Genomic DNA, 17,253 nt, shown 5'->3' with positions numbered 1-17,253 from the left:
GTCACTGCCTGCGGGGCGCTGCCCCGGCCGGCGCCGCCCGGCAGCGGCAACCGTATCGTCCGGGTTGCCGCTTGTGTCGTCGTCAAACCCAACCGTCCCCTTTGGCGCGCCTGTTGAGGCTTCCGCCGCGGGAAGTGCCGGACGGTGCGCGGCGGGACTCCCGGTACGGCGCTGCCCGTGCGGCGTTTCCTGTGCGGCGCTCCGGACGACGGCGACGGCCCCCGCCCGGTGCCGGACGGAGGCCGTCGAGTGGTGTCGCCGGACCGCGTGGGCGGCCGGGGTGCGGGGTGTCAGCCGCGCTGGATGCCCGAGGTGTCCTGCAGGACGCCGCGGCGGCCGTCCTGCGTCTGCGCCACCAGCGCCTGACCGCGCTGCTCGACCGCCAGGTACCAGGTGCCCGGCGCCAGTTCGGCGATCGGGTTGGGCGAGCCGTCCTCCGGGAAGAGCGGACGCGCGACCGGCACGGCGAACCAGAACGGCTGGAAGTGCGGGTCGGCGGGAGCGCCGCCCGCCGCCGGGGAGGGCTGGCCGCCGTACGGCGGCTGCGGCTGACCCGGCTGCTGGTGCTGCTCCGGCTGGTACCCGCCCGGCTGGGGCTGACCGGGCTGCGGCTGGTGCTGGCCCGGCAGCGGACCGCCCGGGTAGCCGTAACCGCCCGGCTGCGGCTGGCCCGGCTGGGGGCCGCCGGGGTAGCCGTACCCGCCCGGCTGCGGCTGACCCGGCTGCGGGCCCGGACCGTAGGGGTTCGGGGCCGCCTGCGGGGAGGGCGCCGGGAGCAGCGGGGCCCTGAGCGCGGGCACGGCGTTGCCCAGGATCGCGAAGGCCGCCATGACCAGACCGCCGATGAGGGTCAGCCAGGCGCCGATGCCCAGTTCCACCCCGTCGTTGGCGCTCCCGTACCCGGTGTCGACCTGGGGGACGAGGTCGGAGAACGTCGACCACAGGGCCGACCAGCCGACGAAGACCGCCAGTGCGGTGCCCCACTGGTCGAGACCGAGTCCGAGGACCTTCCGCTCCCCGGGAAGCATGTGCCCGAGAGCGAGCAGGGCCGCGGCGGCCAGACCGGCGATCGTCACGGTCGGCAGCAGCGGGAAGAAGGCGGGCTCCCAGGTGTTGAAGGAGCAGGTCCCGGTGCAGTTCTCGTCCTCGGCCTGGAAGAAGGCGAGGAAGGAGGCGATGAACAGCAGCACCGCTGCTCCGATTACCGCGCCATCGCTTCGGGTGAGCGAGCGGATGTTCACGTAAGATCCTCAATCGGTTTCGTCATGGTCTGGTCAGACGGGGGCGGGCCCTATCGTACGGAAGGACGCCCGGCGCGGTCCGGCGGGTCCGTCTTGTTCGTCCCGTCGTGGTAACGGTTCTCCGCCTCCCGCAGATAGGCCGTGACGCCGTCGGCGATGCCGCGGGCCGCGCGCTCCCGCCACGCCGGATCGGTGAACCGCCGGGCCTCGCGGGGGTCGCGCATGTTGCCGCATTCGAGGAAGACCTTGGGCACCCGGGACAGGTTGAGCCCGCCCAGGTCGCCGCGGGTCACCAGTCCGGTGCCGGCCGTGGAGGGGCCCAGGTAGTCCGCCGGGCCGGAACCGGTCGCCCCGGCGAAGGCGTCGGCCAGGTGCTCGCCCAGCCGCCGGGACGGGCCGGTGATCCGCGTGGTGTCGGCGGCCCCCTCCGTCACCCGCGCGGGAAGGATCACGTGGAAGCCCCGGCCGCCGGCGGCGGAGCCGTCGGCGTGGACGGAGACCACGGCGTCGGCCCCCGCCTCGTTCCCCGCCCGGGCGCGCTCGTCGATGCACGGCCCGTACGGCCGGTCGCCGTCGTGGGTGAGCTCCACCGTGGCGCCCCGCTCCTCCAGGAGGGCGCGGGCGCGGCGCGCGACGTCGAGGGTGAACAGCGCCTCCGCGTACCCGGAGTCGGTGGCCGTGCCGGTGGTGTCGCACTCCTTGCGGCCCGTGCCGATGTCGACCCGGCGCGCGATCTCACGGGTGTGCTCGCGGTTGTCCGGGTTGTGCCCGGGGTCGAGCACGACCACCGCGCCCCGCAGCGGCCGGCCGTCCCCGTCCGGCTTCCCCGACGGCTTCCCGGACTCCCCGCGCGCGGGCGGGGAGGAGGCCGCCGGGGAGGGGGACCGCTCCGGCCCGGCGCCGGCGTCCGTCCCCTCCGCGGCCCGCCGCGCCAGCCAGCCCGCCAGGCAGACGGGCAGCAGGAGCGCGAGGACGATGAACAGCCGTCTGACCAGGGACATGAGCGCAGATCGTAGCGGTGGCGGGGGTCAGAGCCCCGGGCCCGTGCGCCGCAGCACGCGCAGCGAGCGGAGCGCCGAGACCTCCGTGAAGGCGCCGGACTCCAGCGCCCGCCGGTAGATCCGGTACGGCGCCTGGCCGCCGTCGGCCGGGTCGGGGAACACGTCGTGGATGACGAGCAGCCCGCCCTCCGCCAGGTGCGGCGCCCAGCCCTCGTAGTCGGCGCGCGCGTGCTCGTCGGTGTGGCCGCCGTCGACGAAGACCAGTCCCAGCCTCCCGCCCCACAGGGACGCGATCCGGGGCGAGCGGCCGACGAGCGCGACGACGCGGTCCTCCAGCCCGGCGGCGTGGAGGGTGCGGCGGAAGGCCGGGAGGGTGTCCATCAGACCGACCTCCGGATCGACCAGCTCCGGGTCGTGGTACTCCCAGCCCGGCTGCTGCTCCTCGCTGCCCCGGTGGTGGTCGACGGTCAGGACCGTCACGTCCCCGTCCGCGCGCCGGGCGGCGTCGGCCAGCAGGATCGTGGAACGCCCGCAGTACGTGCCGATCTCCAGCAGCGGCAGCCCCAGCCGCGCCGCCTCGCGGGCGGCGGCGTACAGGGCCATCCCCTCGTCCGCGGGCATGAAGCCCTTCGCCGCCTCGAACGCGGCGACGACCTCGGGCGAGGGCCCTGCGGCGTCCTCCATCGACGACCTCCCTGACCTGGTCCGACCGGCCGGCCCGGTCCGTCCGGTCCGGTGCCGCGGCCCATGCTGCCGCACCGGACCGCCGGGCCGGCCACGGGGGTGGGGAGACGGCGCTCCCGGCGCGGACCTCCCGGCCGCTCAGCCGGTCCGGTCCTGTCCGCCGGGGCGGCGGTGGCGGCCCTGCGCGGGCACCGCCGCCTCCTCGCCGACGGCGGCCGGGCCCCGGTGCCTGCCCCGGGCTCCACCGGCCCCGCCACCGGCCCCGTCCGGGGCCGGGGCCTGCGGCCGGGGCTGCGGCTGTATCCGCGGCTGGTGCTGTGCCTGCGGCTGGTGCTGCGCCTGCGACTCGGGCCGGGGCTGCGCCTGTGCCTGTGTCTGTGTCTGGACCTGTGCCTGCGCCTGTGTCTGGGCGTCTGTCTGGGTCTGGGACATCGCCGGCTACTCCATGAATCGGGTCGGGTTCCCTCCGTACCCGACCGGATCGTAGTAGTTCTACGATCTTCGCTCCGCAGAGGTCCGGGTCAACGGCGCGTGCCGCAGGGGAATCGGGGGACGCGCGACCGAGCGGAGGGTGAACACGGTGAACGAGCCGGTCTCCTCCCCGCCCGCGGGCGGCGCCTGCGGGACCGGCCCGGCCTGCTCCGCCGCCGGCTCCGTACGCGGCCGGGGCAGCGGCTCGGGCTCCGGGCAGGGCACCGCGATCCGGGCCAGCCCGCACGGCGTGTGGCCGGTGGAGTACGGCAGCCGCAGCTCCCCGCCGGCCGTCCACAGCCCCGACCCCCGCAGCCACCCCCGCGGGGCGGCCAGGTGCTGGAGCCTCCGCTGCGCGGGCCGCCACACCGCCACCCACGTCCCGTTCGGCCCGTCCACGCGCAGCGCCACCGCGCAGCCCTCCGGCACCAGGGCCTGGCCGGGCTGGACGGCGAACGGGGTCAGCGCCACCCCCTGCGGACGCAGCGCCTCGGGGAAGCGCACGGGCCGGTGGCTGCCGAGGACCCCCCAGCCCAGCCGCGTCTCGCCGGGGGCGTCGGACCGCACGATCAGCAGCCCGCTGTCGGGGTCGGCGAGCAGCAGCCGGTCGTCGCTGTCGTCGGTGATCTGCAGCAGGGGGGAGACCTCGCCGCGCTCCAGGTCGACGACGACGGCCTTCGTGCGGCCGGAGGCGTCGGTGCGGTCCAGGGCCAGCAGCCGCCCCTCGCCGTCCAGCCAGGTGCCGCCCGAGCAGCGGCCCGGCACCTCGGCGACCGGCTCCGGGCCGTAGGACCCGCCGTGCACCAGCCACACCGCCGTGCTCTCCGCGCCGGGCCGGCCGGGGGAGAGGGCGTAGGCCGCCAGACCGCCCGGAGCGGGCGGCAGCAGCGTCAGCCGCCCGGACTCCACCGAGCCCAGGGGGAGTTCGCCGGTGCACGGGCCGGTGGGGTAGAGCAGCGCGAGATGGTGCCGGTCGGCGGCCCTGCGGCAGATCAGCACCCGCCCGTCGGGCAGCGGCAGCACCTGGGTGCCCGGCCCCTCCGGCCGCGGGCCCGGCAGCGGCACCGCGTACGGCTCGGGCCCGTCCAGCGTCCAGCGCTCGGGGGTCCACCCCCCGCCCTGCCCGGCCGCCGTGAGCCTGGCCGCGTAGGAGCCGTCCGCCGCGATCGTGAAGCCGGTGTACGCCGCTCCCCCGCCGCCACCCGGGACGGTGTCGTCGGCACAGACAGTCATCGACCCATCACCTCCGGTGGCGACGCTAGTTCCGCGTTCCCGGCCGGACGGCGCCACTCGGGGGCCTTCACCCCTTCGGGGGACGGCGGCCGGATTCGCGGGGGGAGGCGCCGCGCGGTGCGCGCCGCCGGACGGAGGGACCCGGCGGGGACCTCGCGGGAGCCCGGCCGGGGACCGGCCGGCCCGGCGCCGCCGGGGCGTCCCGTCCCCCCGGCGGGCCTCCGGCCCGGCACTCCGGGGCGCGCGGCAGGTAACCTCTCACCCGTGCCTGCACTCTCCGATGTCATCGCCGCGCTCGACGACCTGTGGCCCCCCGGGTGGGCCGAGCAGTGGGACGCCGTCGGAACGGTCTGCGGAGACCCCGGCGCCGAGGTGAACCGGGTGCTGATCGCCGTCGACCCCGTGCGGGAGACGGCCGACGAGGCGGTGGAGCTGGGCGCCGACCTGCTCCTCACCCACCACCCCCTCTACCTGCGCGGGACGAACACGGTCTGGGCCGGCACCTTCAAGGGCCACGTCGTCCACACCCTGATCCGGAACGGCGTCGCCCTCCACGTCGCCCACACCAACGCCGACCGCGCCGACCCCGGCGTCTCCGACGCCCTCGCCGGCGCCATCGGCCTGCGGGTCGTGGCACCGCTGGTGCCCGACCCCGCCGACCCCTCCGGCCGCCGCGGCCTGGGCCGGATCTGCGAGCTGGACGCGCCCGAGCCGCTGGCCCGGTTCGCCGAGCGGGTGGCCGCGGCCCTGCCCGCCACCGCGCAGGGCGTCCGCGCCGCCGGCGATCCCGGCCGCCCGGTCCGCACGGTCGCGGTCTGCGGCGGCTCCGGCGACAGCCTCTTCGACGAGGTGCGGGCGGCCGGCGTCGACGCCTACGTCACCGCCGACCTGCGGCACCACCCGGCCTCCGAGGCCGTCCAGCACGCCGCCCGGACCGGGGGGCCGGCACTGGTGGACGCCGCGCACTGGGCCACCGAGTGGCCCTGGTGCGAGCAGGCCGCCGCCCAGCTCGACTCGGTGTCGCAGCGGCACGGCTGGGGACTGCGCGTCCACGTCTCCCGTACCGTCACCGATCCCTGGACCATCCACGCGGCGTCCGCCCCCGCCGACGGCGCCGCACCCACCACCCACACAGGAGCCCCCAACTGAACGCCGAGCCAGCCGACCAGATCCGCCTCCTCGACGTCCAGGCCCTCGACCTGCGGCTCACCCAGCTCGCGCACCGGCGCAAGAACCTGCCCGAGCACGCCGAACTCGAGAGCCTGAACGCCGACCTCGCCCAGGTGCGCGACCTGCTGGTCGCCGCGCAGACGGAGGAGAGCGACACCGCCCGCGAGCAGACCAAGGCGGAGCAGGACGTGGACCAGGTGCGCAAGCGCGCCGCCCGTGACCAGGAGCGGCTCGACTCCGGCGCGGTCACCTCCCCCAAGGACCTGGAGAGCCTCCAGCGGGAGATCGCCTCCCTCGCCAGGCGCCAGGGCGACCTGGAGGAGGTCGTCCTGGAGATCATGGAGCGCCGCGAGGCCGCCCAGCAGCGGGTCGCGGAGCTGACGCGGCGGGTCGAGTCCGTCCAGGCCAAGATCGACGACGCGACGGCGCGGCGCGACGCCGCGCTGGAGGAGATCGACACCGAGGCCGCCACGGTCGCCAGGGAGCGCGAGATCGTGGCCGGCGCGGTCCCGGCCGACCTGGTCAAGCTCTACGACAAGCTCCGCGAGCAGCAGGGCGGCGTCGGCGCGGCCCGCCTCTACCAGCGGCGCTGCGAGGGCTGCCGCCTGGAGCTGAACATCACCGAGCTCAACGAGATCCGGCAGGCCCCGGCGGACTCGGTGGTGCGCTGCGAGAACTGCCGCCGCATCCTGGTCCGCACCCCCGAGTCCGGGCTGTGATGACGGGTTCCCCCGAATCCCCCCGGACCTTCGTCGTCGAGGCCGACGGAGGTTCCCGCGGCAACCCCGGCCCGGCCGGGTACGGCGCGGTGGTCCGCGACGCCCGGACGGGACGGACGCTGTCGGAGACGGCGGAGTACATCGGCACCGCCACCAACAACGTCGCCGAGTACCGGGGCCTGATAGCGGGCCTGCGCGCGGCCCGCGAGCTCGACCCGGGGGCGGCGGTGCGGGTCCGGATGGACTCCAAGCTCGTCGTGGAGCAGATGTCGGGCCGCTGGAAGATCAAGCACCCCGACCTGCGTCCACTGGCGATGGAGGCCGCCTCGGTCTTCCCGCCCGGGGCCGTCACCTACGAGTGGATCCCGCGCGAGCGGAACGGGCACGCGGACCGGCTGGCCAACGAGGCCATGGACGCCGGACGCCGCGGCGAGGCCTGGCAGCCGTCCTCCTCGGCGGCGGAACTCGCCGCCGGGGACGCCGGCGCCTCCGCCGGGGCCGCCCCGGCCACCGCCGAGAGCTCCGCCGAGGCGCGGGCGGCGGCCCGCGCCGCCGTGCGGCAGGCCGTACGGGGCGCCGCCGGAACCCCGGGTGCGGCGCCGGACCCGGCGGAGGCCGCCGCGGCCGATCCCACCGCCCCGGCCGGGGAGGCCGAGCCGAAGACCCCGCAGGCGGGCTGGGCCGCCGACCTGGGCACCCCCACCACGCTGGTGCTGCTCCGGCACGGCGAGACCCCCCTCACCCCGTACAAGAAGTTCTCCGGCAGCGGCGGGAGCGACCCCGCGCTCTCGGCGGCCGGGCTGCGGCAGGCCGAGGCGGCGGCCGCCGCGCTCGCCGGGCGCGGCACCGTCCAGGACGTGGTCAGCTCGCCGCTGACCCGCTGCCGCCAGACCGCCGGGATCGTCGCCGCGCGGCTCGGCCTGGAGGTCGAGATCGACGAGGACCTGCGGGAGACCGACTTCGGTGCCTGGGAGGGCCTGAGTTTCGCCGAGGTGCGCGAGCGCTACCCCGAGGACCTGGACGCCTGGCTCGCCGACCCCGGCGCGCCCCCCACCGGCGGCGAGTCCTTCGCCTCCGTCACCCGCCGCGTCGAGCGGGCCCGGGACCGGATCCTCGCCCGGTACCCGGGCCGGACGGTGCTGGTGGTCTCCCACGTCACGCCGGTCAAGGTGCTGGTGCGGCTGGCGCTGGGCGCCCCGCCCGAGTCGCTGTTCCGGATGGAGCTGTCGGCCGCGTCCCTGTCGGCGGTGGCGTACTACGCCGACGGCAACGCGTCGCTGCGCCTGCTCAACGACACCGGTCACCTGCGCTGAGGCCGCCGGGCCCGGACCGGCCGGGGAGCCGGCCGGGCCCGCGGGCCGCCCTCACAGCTCGGTGACCACCACGTCCAGCCGCCAGGGCGTGCCGCCCCTCGCCGGAGGCTCGCACTCCACCCGGTGGCCCAAGCCGCGCAGCACCCCGGCCAGCTCCTCCGGGCCGGCCGGCTCCTCGCCGGCGCGGAGCAGTTCGCGGACGATCCGCCCCTTGGTGGCCTTGTTGAAGTGGCTGACCACCGACCGCTTCTCCACCCCGTCGACGATCCTCGACTGGAGCACCCGCACGGTCGCGGTGCGCCCGGCGAGCTCGCCCTTCGGCTTCCACATCGCCCCGTAGGCGGACGACCGCAGGTCCAGCACCAGCCCGTCGCCCGCGGCCTCGGGCAGCACCGCCTCCAGCGGCTCCCGCCAGTACCGGCCCAGGCTCCCCAGCCCGGGCAGCTTCACCCCGCCCGAGCAGCGGTAGGGCGGGATCGGGTCGGTGATCCGCACCGCCCCCCACAGTCCCGAGAACACCAGCAGCCACCGCTCGGCCCGCTCCCGCGCCGGGCCGTCCAGGGCGCCCAGGCCCAGCGCCTCGTAGAGCACGCCGGTGTAGACCTCGCCGGCGGGCAGCGTCCGGGCCGTCCGCAGCGCGGCGTTCACGGCCACCTCGCCGCGCAGTCCCTCGCTCAGCCCGAGCACCTCCCGGGCCTTGTCCTCGTCGGCCGAGCAGAGTTCCACCAGTTCGCCGAGCACCGCCTCGCGCGCGGCCGTCAGTCCCGGCAGCGACAGGGCCGCCAGGTCGAGCGGGGGACCGGAGGCGCCGGTGGCCTTGCCCTCGGACGGTGGCAGCAGTACGAGCACGGTGGTTCTCCTCACGGGCGGTACGCGCGCCGCACGTTCCGGCGCGCTCAGCAGCGTACGTCCACCGTCCGGACGCGCCGGTTCCGGCCTGTGGCGCGGGCCCGGCCGACCCCCTGGCAGACCCCGGCCGACGCACCGGGCGGCTCGGAGGCATACGGGCCCCCGGGGTGGGCACCCGGCCGCCGGAAAAGCCCTGAAAGGGAAATATCCGGCGATCCGCACGGCCGTCCGGGACGGCCGGGAGAGAAGGAGGACCATGGCCGGGAAGAGCGAGAACCGCGACGAGAAGATGAAGGAGACCGCCCAGGAGCACGTCCGCCACATCTCCGGGGAGACGGCCAAGGGCCGCGTCGACCCGGCCGCGGCGGGGAAGCGGGCCGAGGAGACCGGGGAGCCCGGGGAGAAGGGCGCCTCCGGCGGCGGGAAGACCGGGCAGAAGGGCACCGGGAACGTCCGGGGCAGCGAGGGCATGCCGCGCTCCGGCGCGGACCTCGGCGACCGCGGCACCGGCGGCGAGGCCGCCCGCGAGGCGATCGGGGCCGACCCCTCCAAGTCCGGCGGCGAGGTGGAGGACCGCAGCACCGGCGAGTCCACCCGCGAGGAGACGCTCGGCGACGAGGGGAAGTCCTGACGGACGCGCCCGGCGGCACGCGGGCCCGGACCCTCCCCCGAACGGGTCCGGGCCCGCCTCCGTCCGTCCCGGCGGGCTCGCCGCCGGATCAGCCGCCGGACCCGCCGGGCAGGGCCCGGCACCCGCACGTCGGCCGGCGCGGGGTCGACGCGCACGTGGTCTTTCAGGGTTCATCCGCTGATCGTGGCGCCGGTCCGGCCAGCCCGTGCAACAGCAGGTCCGTGAGGGTGTCGATGACGTGCTGGTCGTCTTCGCCGCCGGGGGGCGTGAGCACGGCGTAGTTGAGGGTGACGAGCATCGCGCCTATCGCCACCGCGATGAACTCGGGGTCGCCGGGCAGCTGGTGTCCGCGCTCGACCAGGTACTCCAGATGCTCCCGGATGGTCCCTGTCCGCTCGCGCAGGTCGCGCCAGGCCCGGCCCGTGCCGGGATCGTCGGCCACCATCGCCTGGAACAGCGCGAGCGCGACCGGGCGGTTCTGCCGCATCACCGTCCACGCGGCACCGACGTGGTCGCGCAGCTGGTCGCGGTCGGTCAGGTCGTGGTCGCGGGGGTGCTCCAGGCCGGTCATGCGCTCGTCGATCGCATCCTCCATCTCGGCGAGGAGCGCCTGGAGCAGCTCGTCCTTGCCGGCGAAGTGTTCGTAGAACGAGCCGGTCGAGCGTCCGGCCGCGGCGGTGATGTCGGTGATCTTCGTATTGAGGTAGCCGCGATCGTTGAACAGCCTCCGCGCCGCGTCCAGCAGCGCGGCACGGGTCTGGGCCGCCCGGACTTTTCGGCTGGTGGTGCTCGCCTGCGGCATGTCGTCCTCCATCGGCTGTTGACAGACGCCAGCGTATCGGAACACACTTTCACCGAATCATTATTCACTGAAATTCGATTCGGGGAGGCGTCATGCGGACGGTCGTGATCGGTGGCGGTATAGCCGGGCCCGCCATCGCCCTCGCACTGCGGCGGATCGGTCACGACGTGACCGTCTACGAGGCGTACGACGTTCCGCCCGAGGACGTCGGCGCCCACTTCAGCCTGGCGGTCAACGGCCTGCGCGCGCTGGAGAAGCTGGGCTGCCTGCGCGACGTACAGGCGGCCGGACACCCCATCGAACGGATGCGGTTCTACACGGCGGGCGGCCGCCTCCTGGGCGACGTGCCACGCCTTCGGCGCGAAGCCGACGCGATGCGCAGCATCTCGCTCCGGCGCGGACGGCTCGTGGCAATCCTGAGGCGCGCGGCGCTCGACGCGGGCGCGCGGATCGTCACCGGCGAACGCCTGGTGGGCGGGACGGAGTCGGCGGACAGCGTGGTGGCCGAATTCGCCTCCGGCCGGCGCGACACCGCGGAGCTGCTCGTGGGCGCCGACGGCGTCTGGTCAACCGTGCGCGGGCTGATCGACCCGTCCGCGCCGCGCGCGGAGTACGCGGGGCTCTACGGGGTCGCCGGAATCGCCGCCATGACGGGTCTCGAGCCCGGCGTCTGGAACCTCACCTACACGCGCAACGGTGCCTTCGTACACACCAGCATCGACGAAGAGACCCAGTGGTGGACGGCTCAGATCGGGGACCCGGTCAAGCCCGACCTGCGAGGCATCGACGACGCGCAATGGCTACGGCGCCTCAGCGAGCTGTTTCCGGAGGCAACGCCGAGGGCCATCATCGGAGCCGCGACATCGATAGTCGCGTCCGGCTGCCTGAACGTCTGCGATCCGGTCCGGACGTGGCACAGTGGGCGCATGGTCCTGGCCGGCGACGCCGCCCACCCCGTCGGCGTCGGACACGGCGCCTCGATGTGCATCGAGGACGCTTTGGAACTCGCGGCGGCGCTGAGCAGCGCCCCGACCGTCCCGGCGGCACTCAAGGCCTACGACGCGACACGTCGCCCGCGCATTGACAAGCTGCTCAAGCACGGGCACAACGCCCGTGAGAGCAAGCGGCCCAGTGTCGTGAAGCGACAGGTCAACGCGGCGAAGATGCGCGTAATCCTCCCGTTCTTCGAACGGGCGCAGGGATACCTGTACGACTATGAGCCGCCTTCCCTGTCCGCCGCAGGCGGATCACAGTCCGCCACGCGCTAGACGGTCTGCGGGCCCGACACCTCGCTCGTGAAGACGGACGCGGGTCGCCGGCGATGGGTGTCGGTAGGGCCTCATTCACCGGGGTTCCTTGCGTGATCGCGTTCTGTCCGGGTTCATCCGGTGAGGCCGGGGGCGGTCAGGGGCCCGCGGCAGTCGCGGGCGGTGTGGCGCAGGGCGGCGATGCTGGTGTGGCCGTCCCGGCGGTGAACGCCGATGGCGAGGTTGCGCAGGCCGGCCATGACCCGCGGGAGACGGCCGGCATGGATCCTGGAGTCGTCCTCGCGGAACGTGCGGACGCGGACGTGGTGCAGAAGATTTTCGGTCTTCCAACGTCCTCTGGTCCAGGCGGCGAGCCGGGCGCCGGTCGCCGCGCCGGGCGGCAGGCTGGTGATCGGGCAGACCCGTTCGACGGTGAGCTTGCCGGTGGCGAAGTCCTTTCTCCGGCGAACGATGTGGAGAACTCGGCGGGCGTCGGGGTGGGCGGAGGCGGCGGTCCTCAGCCGCCGGATCCCCGTGCGGTGGCGGGCTCGGGTGCGCTCGATGCGGTCGAGAGTGATCTCCCGCCGGATCAGCCGCCGGACCCGTCGGGCCGGCCGGCGGGCAGGGCCCGGCGCCCGCCCGCCTCCCGCAGCGCCTCGACCGCCGCACGCGGGTCGTCGGCGCAGAACCGCAGCACCCGCGCCCGCTCCCGCCCGCCCAGCGGGCGGACGACCGCCACCGGCCCGTCCAGCTCCACCGTCACCGTCGTCCGGCCGCCCACCGCCAGGTCCATCACCCCGTCCGCGAACCGCGGCGTCCGCCCGCCGGGGGAGCGGTGCTCGACCCGCGCCGAGACGATCCGCCTCGCCGGCACCCGCACGTCCACCAGCGCGCCGTACCGCACCCGCAGCGAGCCGTCCGCGCCCACCACGTGCGGACGCGCCACGCAGGCGGCGTGCAGACCCAGCAGCAGCGCCATCCCCCACACGTCCAGCACCAGCACGACCAGGTGCACGACCGGCCACCGGGCCAGCAGCAGACCCAACGCCACCGTCTCCACGGCGGCCGCGAACAGCAGCACGTACACCACCGGCGCCTGCTCGCCCGCGTACGGCACGGCCCTGTCGCCCGCGCCCACTCCGTGCGGCGGGCGCCGGGCCGCCCACCGGGCCAGACCCGCCAGGACCCGCAGCTCGTGGAGCACCAGCCGCCGCACCGGGACGGGCACGGCCGCCCGCACGGCGTCGCGCGCCGCCTCCCGGCGGCCCAGCCCCCGTCCGCGCGCCCGCCGCCACAGCCGGACGAACACCGCCGCCTCCGCGGCGAGCGCGCACCCCACCAGCGCTTCCGCCGCCACGACCACCGGAACCGGAACCCGCACCCCGGCCACCAGGCAGACCACCAGCCCCAGCTCGAACGGCACCACCGCGAGCAGACCCCACCGCGCGGCCCACCGCGCAGGCCGGCCCCGGCTCACCGGGCACGCTCCGCCAGCAGCCGCATCGCCTGCCGCACGGCCTCCGCCTGGGCGGGGGAGAAGTCGGCGAGCAGCGCCCCGGCGAAACCGTCGGCGCCCTCCACGCCGCCCGCCACGCCGGACGGGACGCCCCCGACCGCCTCCAGCACCGCCTCCGGCACGGCGTCCGCCACCGCCCGGGCCGTCTCCGCCACGCGCGGATCGTCCGTCCCGGCGTCCGACAGCGCGTCCAGCAGGGCGTACACCTCGTACACCCGGGCCATCGCCGCCGGGTCGCCGCCCGCGTCCCCGAGCGCCGCGATCAGCTCCCGGCGGACCTCGGGAGGCGCGGTCGTCTCCATCAGGGCCAGCAGCTCCCGCTCCCGGACCGCCATCTCCGGCTCGGGGCCGGGGAACTCCGCGGCGGTCCGGGCCATCTCCCCGAAGAGCGCGGCCAGTTCGGGGGAGACCGGCCCCTCCGCGGGCAGTTCGCCGCGCTCGGCCAGCCGCAGCAGCTCGCGGACGCGGGCCCGCCGCTCGCGCAGCGCCTCCTCCTGCCGGGCCAGGTCGCCGTCGAGTTCGGTCAGCACCTCGTGCAGTTCGCGGCCCGCGTCGTCGGCCAGGACGTCCCGCACCTCGTCCAGGCTCAGCCCCAGCTCGGTCAGCCGCCGCACGCGCGCCAGCAGCACCGCGTCGCGCATCCCGTACTCCCGGTAGCCGTTCGCGCGCCGCGCGGGCTCGGGCAGCAGACCCAGACGGTGGTAGTGCCGCACGGTACGGGTGGTGACACCCGCCAGGGCGGCCAGCTCGCCGATCCTCATGGCCCCGAGTCAACACATTGACGTCGCGACAAGGTCAAGGGCCGCCGGCCCGCGCCCCGGGCGGTCGAGGTCCGGCCGCGGTCCGGCCGGGGCGGTCGCGGCGGGTAGCATGGACGGCACGGCAGACGAGTCGTGCGGGCGGTCGCGGCGGGGATCCTTCGGGGGAACCGCCGAGGAACGTCCGGGCTCCACAGGGCAGGGTGGTGGGTAACGCCCACCCGGGGTGACCCGCGGGAAAGTGCCACAGAAAACAGACCGCCGGGGGCCCAACCGCCCCCGGTAAGGGTGAAACGGTGGTGTAAGAGACCACCAGCGCCCAGGGTGACCTGGGCGGCTCGGTAAACCCCACCCGGAGCAAGGTCAAGAGGGGCAGCCGTCCCGGTGAGGGGCGGCGGCCCTGCGCGGATGTCCGAGGGCGGCCCGCCCGAGTCCGCGGGTAGACCGCACGAGGCCGGTGGCGACACCGGTCCCAGATGGATGGCCGCCTCCCGGCGGGCCGCGAGGCCCGCCGGAGACAGAACCCGGCGTACAGCACGGCTCGTCTGCCACCACCCGCTCCGGCCTGCCGAAACCCCGGCCCCTTCCGACTCCGGGCGGGGCCTGGGGAGTGCCCGGGGAATTCCCGGACCCGCCCGGCCCCGGGGTCAGGGCCGGTCGTCCGCACCGGTCGGCAGCACCGCTTCCGGCGACTCGGGCAGCGTCTGGCCACCGTCGACGGTGATGACCTGTCCCGTGATGAACGACGCCCCGTCACCGGCGAGGAACGCCACCACGTCGGCGATCTCCCGCGGCCGGGCCAGGCGGCCCAGGGGGACGGCCGCGGCCATCTGGGCCAGGTAGGACTCCCCCAGCTCCTCGAGCCCCTCGGTCAGCACGTTGCCGGGCGCCACCGCGTTCACGGTGATGCCGTACGGGGCGAGTTCCAGCGCGGCCGTACGCATGAAGCCCAGCTGCGCGGCCTTGCTCGCGCCGTAGTGGCTCCAGCCCGGGAAGCCCGTGAGGGGGCCTGTGATCGACGACGTCAGGACGATCCGGCCGCGCCCCGACTCCCGCAGCAGCGGCACGCACGCCGCGACGGCGAGTATCTGGCTCTCCACGTTGGTGGCGAAGACCTCGCGCACGTCGGCGTGCGTCATGTCCGCCAGCGGCCTGTTGGGGAAGACGCCGGCGTTGAGGCACAGCACGTCCAGGCCGCCGAGCGACGTCCGGGCGGACTCGGCCAGCCGATGCGCGAAGTCGGGCTCGGTGACGTCGAGTGCGAGTCCCTCCACGGTCTGCCCGGCACGGCGCCCGGCTCTCCTGAAGGTCTCCATCACGCTCTCCGGAACGCTGCGCCCGGTCAGGAGGACGTCCGCCCCGGCGGCCACGAACGTGGACGTGATCGCGGCGCCGATACCGCGTGTGCCGACGACGACGACGACCTTGGCGGGTAAGGAACTGTTCATGCGGCCCTGCCTCGTCTCTCGTGTGCGCCGGGTGTGGTGTCCGGCCGGTTCCCACGGCGTGTGGTGCGGCCCCGAGGTGAACAATGTCCCGCCGCGAGCGCCGTCATGCTCGGGCCTCGATACCCACAAGGCCGCCCGCCGCCGCCCCGCTCATCCTTTCGGGTGTGCGCCGGGCTTCTCCGCGTTTCCCTGCGCGGGAGCGCCGTTACCGTGCGCACGGGGCGAAGGGCGCCGTTACGGTGGAGTCGAAGGGAGACCCGTGATGACCATGGCCATCGATCGGTCCGTGCAGACGAGTGACTCCGCGCAGATGAGCGTCGAGGAGTTCGAGCAGCTCGAAGCCTCGGCCCCGGAGACGGTGACGCTGGAATTCGTTCGTGGAGAGCTGAGGGTCAAGCCGGTGCCGGACGGGGATCACGGAGAGATCATCAGGTGGCTGCTCAAGCGGTGCATGGTGCAGCGACCCGAGTCGTACCTGTATCCGGAGCAAGGGCTCATCGTCGAGAAGTACGGCAACGGCCGGGCTCGGCCCGATGGGGCTCTGGCCCCCGAGATGTACTTCGCCGGGCGCGGTGAGTGGTCCGACCCCAGCGGTGTGCTGATGGTCGTCGAGGTCACTTCCACCCGGCCGGGGAAGGACCGCACCGAGAAGCCCGACGGGTACGCGGAGGCCGGCATCCCGGTGCACCTGCTGGTCGACCGCGAGCGGCAGGAACTCGTCGTCCGCTCCCGCCCGGAGAAGGGCCGCTACCGCGACGTGCACACCACCACCGGGCTCGGCGAGGAGCTGCGGCTGCCCGACCCGGTGGGGATCGTGCTGGCGACCGAGGAGCTCAAGGAACTCATGGCCTGACGGTGCCCGTGAACGGACGGCTCCCGGCGGTCTGTTGACTTCCCGGCACCGCGTTCGGCGGGCCGCCGAGCGGGTGGGGCCGGACGCCGCACCGCTGCGCGGACGCCGCTCGTCGCGGATGATGCCGGTAGGCGACGGAAGGAGCACCGCCATGGGCACCGAGGAGTCCCGCGACAGCGGGCCGCGGCCGCACGTGCTGGACATCGAGCAGGCCACCCTGGCCAACGACACCTACCGCACCGCGCTGTGGACCGGGAACCACCTGCAGCTCACGGTGATGAGCATCGAGCCGGGCGGTGAGATCGGCCTGGAGATGCACCCCGACCGGGACCAGTTCCTGAGGGTGGAGTCGGGGAAGGGGAGGGTCCTGATGGGGCCGGCCCGGGACCGGCTCGACTTCGACCGCGAGGTGGCCGACGACTGGGTGGTCCTGGTTCCGGCCGGTTCCTGGCACAACGTGGTCAACACCGGGGACGGGCCGCTGAAGCTCTACTCCCTCTACGGCCCTCCCGAGCACCCGCGCGGCACCGTGCACCGCACGAAGGCCGAGGCCGACGCCGCGGAGGAGGCAGAGGAGGCCGGGACCGCCGAGGCCGCCGGAGACTAGGCGCGGGACCGGCCCCCGGCGGTCGCCCCCCGGCGGCCGGCGCGCAGGGTCTCAGCCGGCGGAGGCCAGGGAGACCCTCACCTTGATCCGCTTGCCTATGGGCTCCCGCCGGACGTCGAAGCCCTCGCACAGGGCGAGGACGATCTCCAGGCCGTGCTGGCCGACCCGTCCCGGCTCGGCCGCCCGGGCGACGGGCAGGACCGATTCGCGGTCCCAGACGGTGATCTCCACCGTGTCGCCGGCCAGCTCCAGGTCGAGCAGGCAGGGGCCGGGGGCGTACTTGCAGACGTTGGTGACCAGCTCGCTCACGACCAGCCGGACCGTCTCGACCGCCCGGGACGGGACGGGGACGCCGTACTCGGTCCGCAGCCGGTCCAGGAAGCCGACGGCGAAGTTCCGTGCGGCCGGGATGGTCTCCGGCCCCCCGTCGTACGAGGCTCCGGCCCGTATCCGAGGCCCCGGGACCGCCGTGCCGCCGTCCGCCTCCAGCATGATCCGTTCCATGAACCCACTCCGTCCCCGGCGCTTTCCGCCCCGTGCGGGCGATGGCCGATCACCCGTTTACCCCGCCCGCCACGCGGTATGCGGAGGTGTTCGGAGGTGTGAGGCGGCCGTCGGCGCCGGGCTCCGGCGCCTTGCTGAGATTGCTGTGACTGCTGTGATGGCCCGGAGTGTCGTGATATGACCGAGTCCGGCGGGTAGGCGCCCGG

The 17,253-nt window shown here is 75.2% G+C and carries 19 protein-coding genes and 1 other RNA gene; 8 read left to right on the top strand and 12 right to left on the bottom strand.

Annotated elements, in window-relative coordinates; all coding sequences use genetic code 11:
* Positions 1-290: 290 nt before the first annotated feature.
* The 5 genes from ABD358_RS04390 to ABD358_RS04370 all read right to left on the bottom strand — a co-directional run bounded on the left by ABD358_RS04390 (position 291) and on the right by ABD358_RS04370 (position 4,630).
* Positions 291-1,241 carry a DUF5336 domain-containing protein gene (locus tag ABD358_RS04390; protein ID WP_344629494.1) on the bottom strand — a complete coding sequence of 317 codons (951 nt, stop codon included), beginning with the start codon at positions 1,239-1,241 and terminating at the stop codon, positions 291-293.
* A gap of 50 nt (positions 1,242-1,291) precedes the next feature.
* The gene (locus tag ABD358_RS04385) at positions 1,292-2,242 is read right to left on the bottom strand and encodes an N-acetylmuramoyl-L-alanine amidase (RefSeq protein ID WP_344629493.1); all 951 of its coding nucleotides are present in this window, start codon (positions 2,240-2,242) and stop codon (positions 1,292-1,294) included.
* A gap of 27 nt (positions 2,243-2,269) precedes the next feature.
* Positions 2,270-2,926 (bottom strand): class I SAM-dependent methyltransferase, encoded by a 657-nt coding sequence (locus ABD358_RS04380; RefSeq protein ID WP_344629492.1) that lies wholly within the window; start codon positions 2,924-2,926, stop codon positions 2,270-2,272.
* Between the two features lie 138 nt (positions 2,927-3,064).
* Entirely contained in the window at positions 3,065-3,358 is a 294-nt protein-coding gene (locus ABD358_RS04375) for a hypothetical protein (RefSeq protein ID WP_344629491.1), read from the bottom strand.
* 60 nt (positions 3,359-3,418) lie between these two features.
* Positions 3,419-4,630, bottom strand: coding sequence for a hypothetical protein (locus ABD358_RS04370; RefSeq protein ID WP_344629490.1), 1,212 nt, complete (start codon positions 4,628-4,630; stop codon positions 3,419-3,421).
* A gap of 264 nt (positions 4,631-4,894) precedes the next feature.
* Here ABD358_RS04370 and ABD358_RS04365 point away from each other — a divergent pair, with 264 nt between their 5' ends.
* The 3 genes from ABD358_RS04365 to ABD358_RS04355 are packed head-to-tail and all read left to right on the top strand — an operon-like array spanning position 4,895 to position 7,832.
* Positions 4,895-5,779 carry a Nif3-like dinuclear metal center hexameric protein gene (locus tag ABD358_RS04365; protein ID WP_344629489.1) on the top strand — a complete coding sequence of 295 codons (885 nt, stop codon included), beginning with the start codon at positions 4,895-4,897 and terminating at the stop codon, positions 5,777-5,779.
* Positions 5,776-6,519 (top strand): zinc ribbon domain-containing protein, encoded by a 744-nt coding sequence (locus ABD358_RS04360; protein ID WP_344629788.1) that lies wholly within the window; start codon positions 5,776-5,778, stop codon positions 6,517-6,519. The genes ABD358_RS04365 and ABD358_RS04360 overlap by 4 nt, the downstream gene beginning before the upstream one ends.
* Positions 6,519-7,832 (top strand): bifunctional RNase H/acid phosphatase, encoded by a 1,314-nt coding sequence (locus tag ABD358_RS04355; RefSeq protein ID WP_344629488.1) that lies wholly within the window; start codon positions 6,519-6,521, stop codon positions 7,830-7,832. Before ABD358_RS04360 ends, ABD358_RS04355 begins: the two co-directional genes overlap by 1 nt.
* 51 nt (positions 7,833-7,883) lie before the next feature.
* Here the strand turns inward: ABD358_RS04355 and yaaA are convergent, their stop codons facing one another.
* Positions 7,884-8,681 (bottom strand): peroxide stress protein YaaA, encoded by a 798-nt coding sequence (yaaA, locus tag ABD358_RS04350; RefSeq protein WP_344629487.1) that lies wholly within the window; start codon positions 8,679-8,681, stop codon positions 7,884-7,886.
* A 256-nt stretch (positions 8,682-8,937) separates the two neighbouring features.
* Here yaaA and ABD358_RS04345 point away from each other — a divergent pair, with 256 nt between their 5' ends.
* On the top strand, positions 8,938-9,312 hold the full coding sequence (locus ABD358_RS04345; protein WP_344629486.1) for a hypothetical protein: 375 nt from the start codon (positions 8,938-8,940) through the stop codon (positions 9,310-9,312).
* A gap of 163 nt (positions 9,313-9,475) precedes the next feature.
* On the opposite strand, the gene ABD358_RS04340 is transcribed toward ABD358_RS04345, so the two are convergent.
* On the bottom strand, positions 9,476-10,114 hold the full coding sequence (locus ABD358_RS04340) for a TetR/AcrR family transcriptional regulator (protein ID WP_344629485.1): 639 nt from the start codon (positions 10,112-10,114) through the stop codon (positions 9,476-9,478).
* Between the two features lie 92 nt (positions 10,115-10,206).
* Between ABD358_RS04340 and ABD358_RS04335 the strand changes: the two genes are divergently transcribed.
* Positions 10,207-11,382 carry an FAD-dependent oxidoreductase gene (locus tag ABD358_RS04335; RefSeq protein WP_344629484.1) on the top strand — a complete coding sequence of 392 codons (1,176 nt, stop codon included), beginning with the start codon at positions 10,207-10,209 and terminating at the stop codon, positions 11,380-11,382.
* Between the two features lie 113 nt (positions 11,383-11,495).
* Here ABD358_RS04335 and ABD358_RS04330 read toward each other — a convergent pair whose 3' ends face one another.
* The 3 genes from ABD358_RS04330 to ABD358_RS04320 all read right to left on the bottom strand — a co-directional run bounded on the left by ABD358_RS04330 (position 11,496) and on the right by ABD358_RS04320 (position 13,638).
* Positions 11,496-11,621 (bottom strand): hypothetical protein, encoded by a 126-nt coding sequence (locus ABD358_RS04330; RefSeq protein WP_344629483.1) that lies wholly within the window; start codon positions 11,619-11,621, stop codon positions 11,496-11,498.
* 329 nt (positions 11,622-11,950) lie between these two features.
* Positions 11,951-12,784, bottom strand: a complete 834-nt coding sequence (locus ABD358_RS04325) for a hypothetical protein (protein ID WP_344629482.1) — start codon at positions 12,782-12,784, stop codon at positions 11,951-11,953.
* Positions 12,785-12,834: 50 nt separating this feature from the next.
* Entirely contained in the window at positions 12,835-13,638 is an 804-nt protein-coding gene (locus ABD358_RS04320; protein ID WP_344629481.1) for a MerR family transcriptional regulator, read from the bottom strand.
* 126 nt (positions 13,639-13,764) lie between these two features.
* On the opposite strand from ABD358_RS04320, the gene rnpB reads away from it, so the two are divergent.
* An RNA gene (gene rnpB, locus ABD358_RS04315) (RNase P RNA component class A) lies at positions 13,765-14,183 on the top strand.
* Between the two features lie 99 nt (positions 14,184-14,282).
* Here the strand turns inward: rnpB and ABD358_RS04310 are convergent.
* Entirely contained in the window at positions 14,283-15,083 is an 801-nt protein-coding gene (locus tag ABD358_RS04310; protein WP_344629480.1) for an SDR family NAD(P)-dependent oxidoreductase, read from the bottom strand.
* A gap of 262 nt (positions 15,084-15,345) precedes the next feature.
* Between ABD358_RS04310 and ABD358_RS04305 the strand changes: the two genes are divergently transcribed.
* Both ABD358_RS04305 and ABD358_RS04300 read left to right on the top strand, forming a co-directional pair.
* Positions 15,346-15,936: a Uma2 family endonuclease gene (locus tag ABD358_RS04305; protein ID WP_344629479.1), complete on the top strand. Its 591-nt coding sequence runs from the start codon at positions 15,346-15,348 to the stop codon at positions 15,934-15,936.
* A gap of 151 nt (positions 15,937-16,087) precedes the next feature.
* A complete protein-coding gene (locus ABD358_RS04300; RefSeq protein ID WP_344629478.1) occupies positions 16,088-16,543 on the top strand; it encodes a cupin domain-containing protein in 456 nt (151 codons plus the stop codon).
* Positions 16,544-16,594: 51 nt separating this feature from the next.
* Here the strand turns inward: ABD358_RS04300 and ABD358_RS04295 are convergent, their stop codons facing one another.
* Entirely contained in the window at positions 16,595-17,047 is a 453-nt protein-coding gene (locus ABD358_RS04295) for an ATP-binding protein (protein ID WP_344629477.1), read from the bottom strand.
* Positions 17,048-17,253 lie beyond the last annotated feature (206 nt).

It is taken from the genome of Streptomyces glaucosporus, from assembly GCF_039533345.1.
Lineage (GTDB): Bacteria > Actinomycetota > Actinomycetes > Streptomycetales > Streptomycetaceae > Streptomyces > Streptomyces glaucosporus.
The sequence above is the reverse complement of the archived record's forward strand: the minus strand, read 5'-3'. Positions and strand labels throughout refer to the sequence as shown.

What these genes read in the sequence shown, in the direction of transcription:
- ABD358_RS04330 (WP_344629483.1), bottom strand. Translation starts at nt 11,621, where the DNA reads ATGGCCGGCCTGCGCAACCTCGCCATCGGCGTTCACCGCCGGGACGGC.
- ABD358_RS04340 (WP_344629485.1), bottom strand. Translation starts at nt 10,114, where the DNA reads ATGCCGCAGGCGAGCACCACCAGCCGAAAAGTCCGGGCGGCCCAGACC.
- ABD358_RS04320 (WP_344629481.1), bottom strand. Translation starts at nt 13,638, where the DNA reads ATGAGGATCGGCGAGCTGGCCGCCCTGGCGGGTGTCACCACCCGTACC.
- ABD358_RS04335 (WP_344629484.1), top strand. Translation starts at nt 10,207, where the DNA reads ATGCGGACGGTCGTGATCGGTGGCGGTATAGCCGGGCCCGCCATCGCC.
- ABD358_RS04305 (WP_344629479.1), top strand. Translation starts at nt 15,346, where the DNA reads ATGACCATGGCCATCGATCGGTCCGTGCAGACGAGTGACTCCGCGCAG.
- ABD358_RS04345 (WP_344629486.1), top strand. Translation starts at nt 8,938, where the DNA reads ATGGCCGGGAAGAGCGAGAACCGCGACGAGAAGATGAAGGAGACCGCC.
- ABD358_RS04300 (WP_344629478.1), top strand. Translation starts at nt 16,088, where the DNA reads ATGGGCACCGAGGAGTCCCGCGACAGCGGGCCGCGGCCGCACGTGCTG.
- ABD358_RS04380 (WP_344629492.1), bottom strand. Translation starts at nt 2,926, where the DNA reads ATGGAGGACGCCGCAGGGCCCTCGCCCGAGGTCGTCGCCGCGTTCGAG.
- ABD358_RS04310 (WP_344629480.1), bottom strand. Translation starts at nt 15,083, where the DNA reads ATGAACAGTTCCTTACCCGCCAAGGTCGTCGTCGTCGTCGGCACACGC.
- ABD358_RS04355 (WP_344629488.1), top strand. Translation starts at nt 6,519, where the DNA reads ATGACGGGTTCCCCCGAATCCCCCCGGACCTTCGTCGTCGAGGCCGAC.
- ABD358_RS04375 (WP_344629491.1), bottom strand. Translation starts at nt 3,358, where the DNA reads ATGTCCCAGACCCAGACAGACGCCCAGACACAGGCGCAGGCACAGGTC.
- ABD358_RS04295 (WP_344629477.1), bottom strand. Translation starts at nt 17,047, where the DNA reads ATGGAACGGATCATGCTGGAGGCGGACGGCGGCACGGCGGTCCCGGGG.
- ABD358_RS04385 (WP_344629493.1), bottom strand. Translation starts at nt 2,242, where the DNA reads ATGTCCCTGGTCAGACGGCTGTTCATCGTCCTCGCGCTCCTGCTGCCC.
- ABD358_RS04370 (WP_344629490.1), bottom strand. Translation starts at nt 4,630, where the DNA reads ATGACTGTCTGTGCCGACGACACCGTCCCGGGTGGCGGCGGGGGAGCG.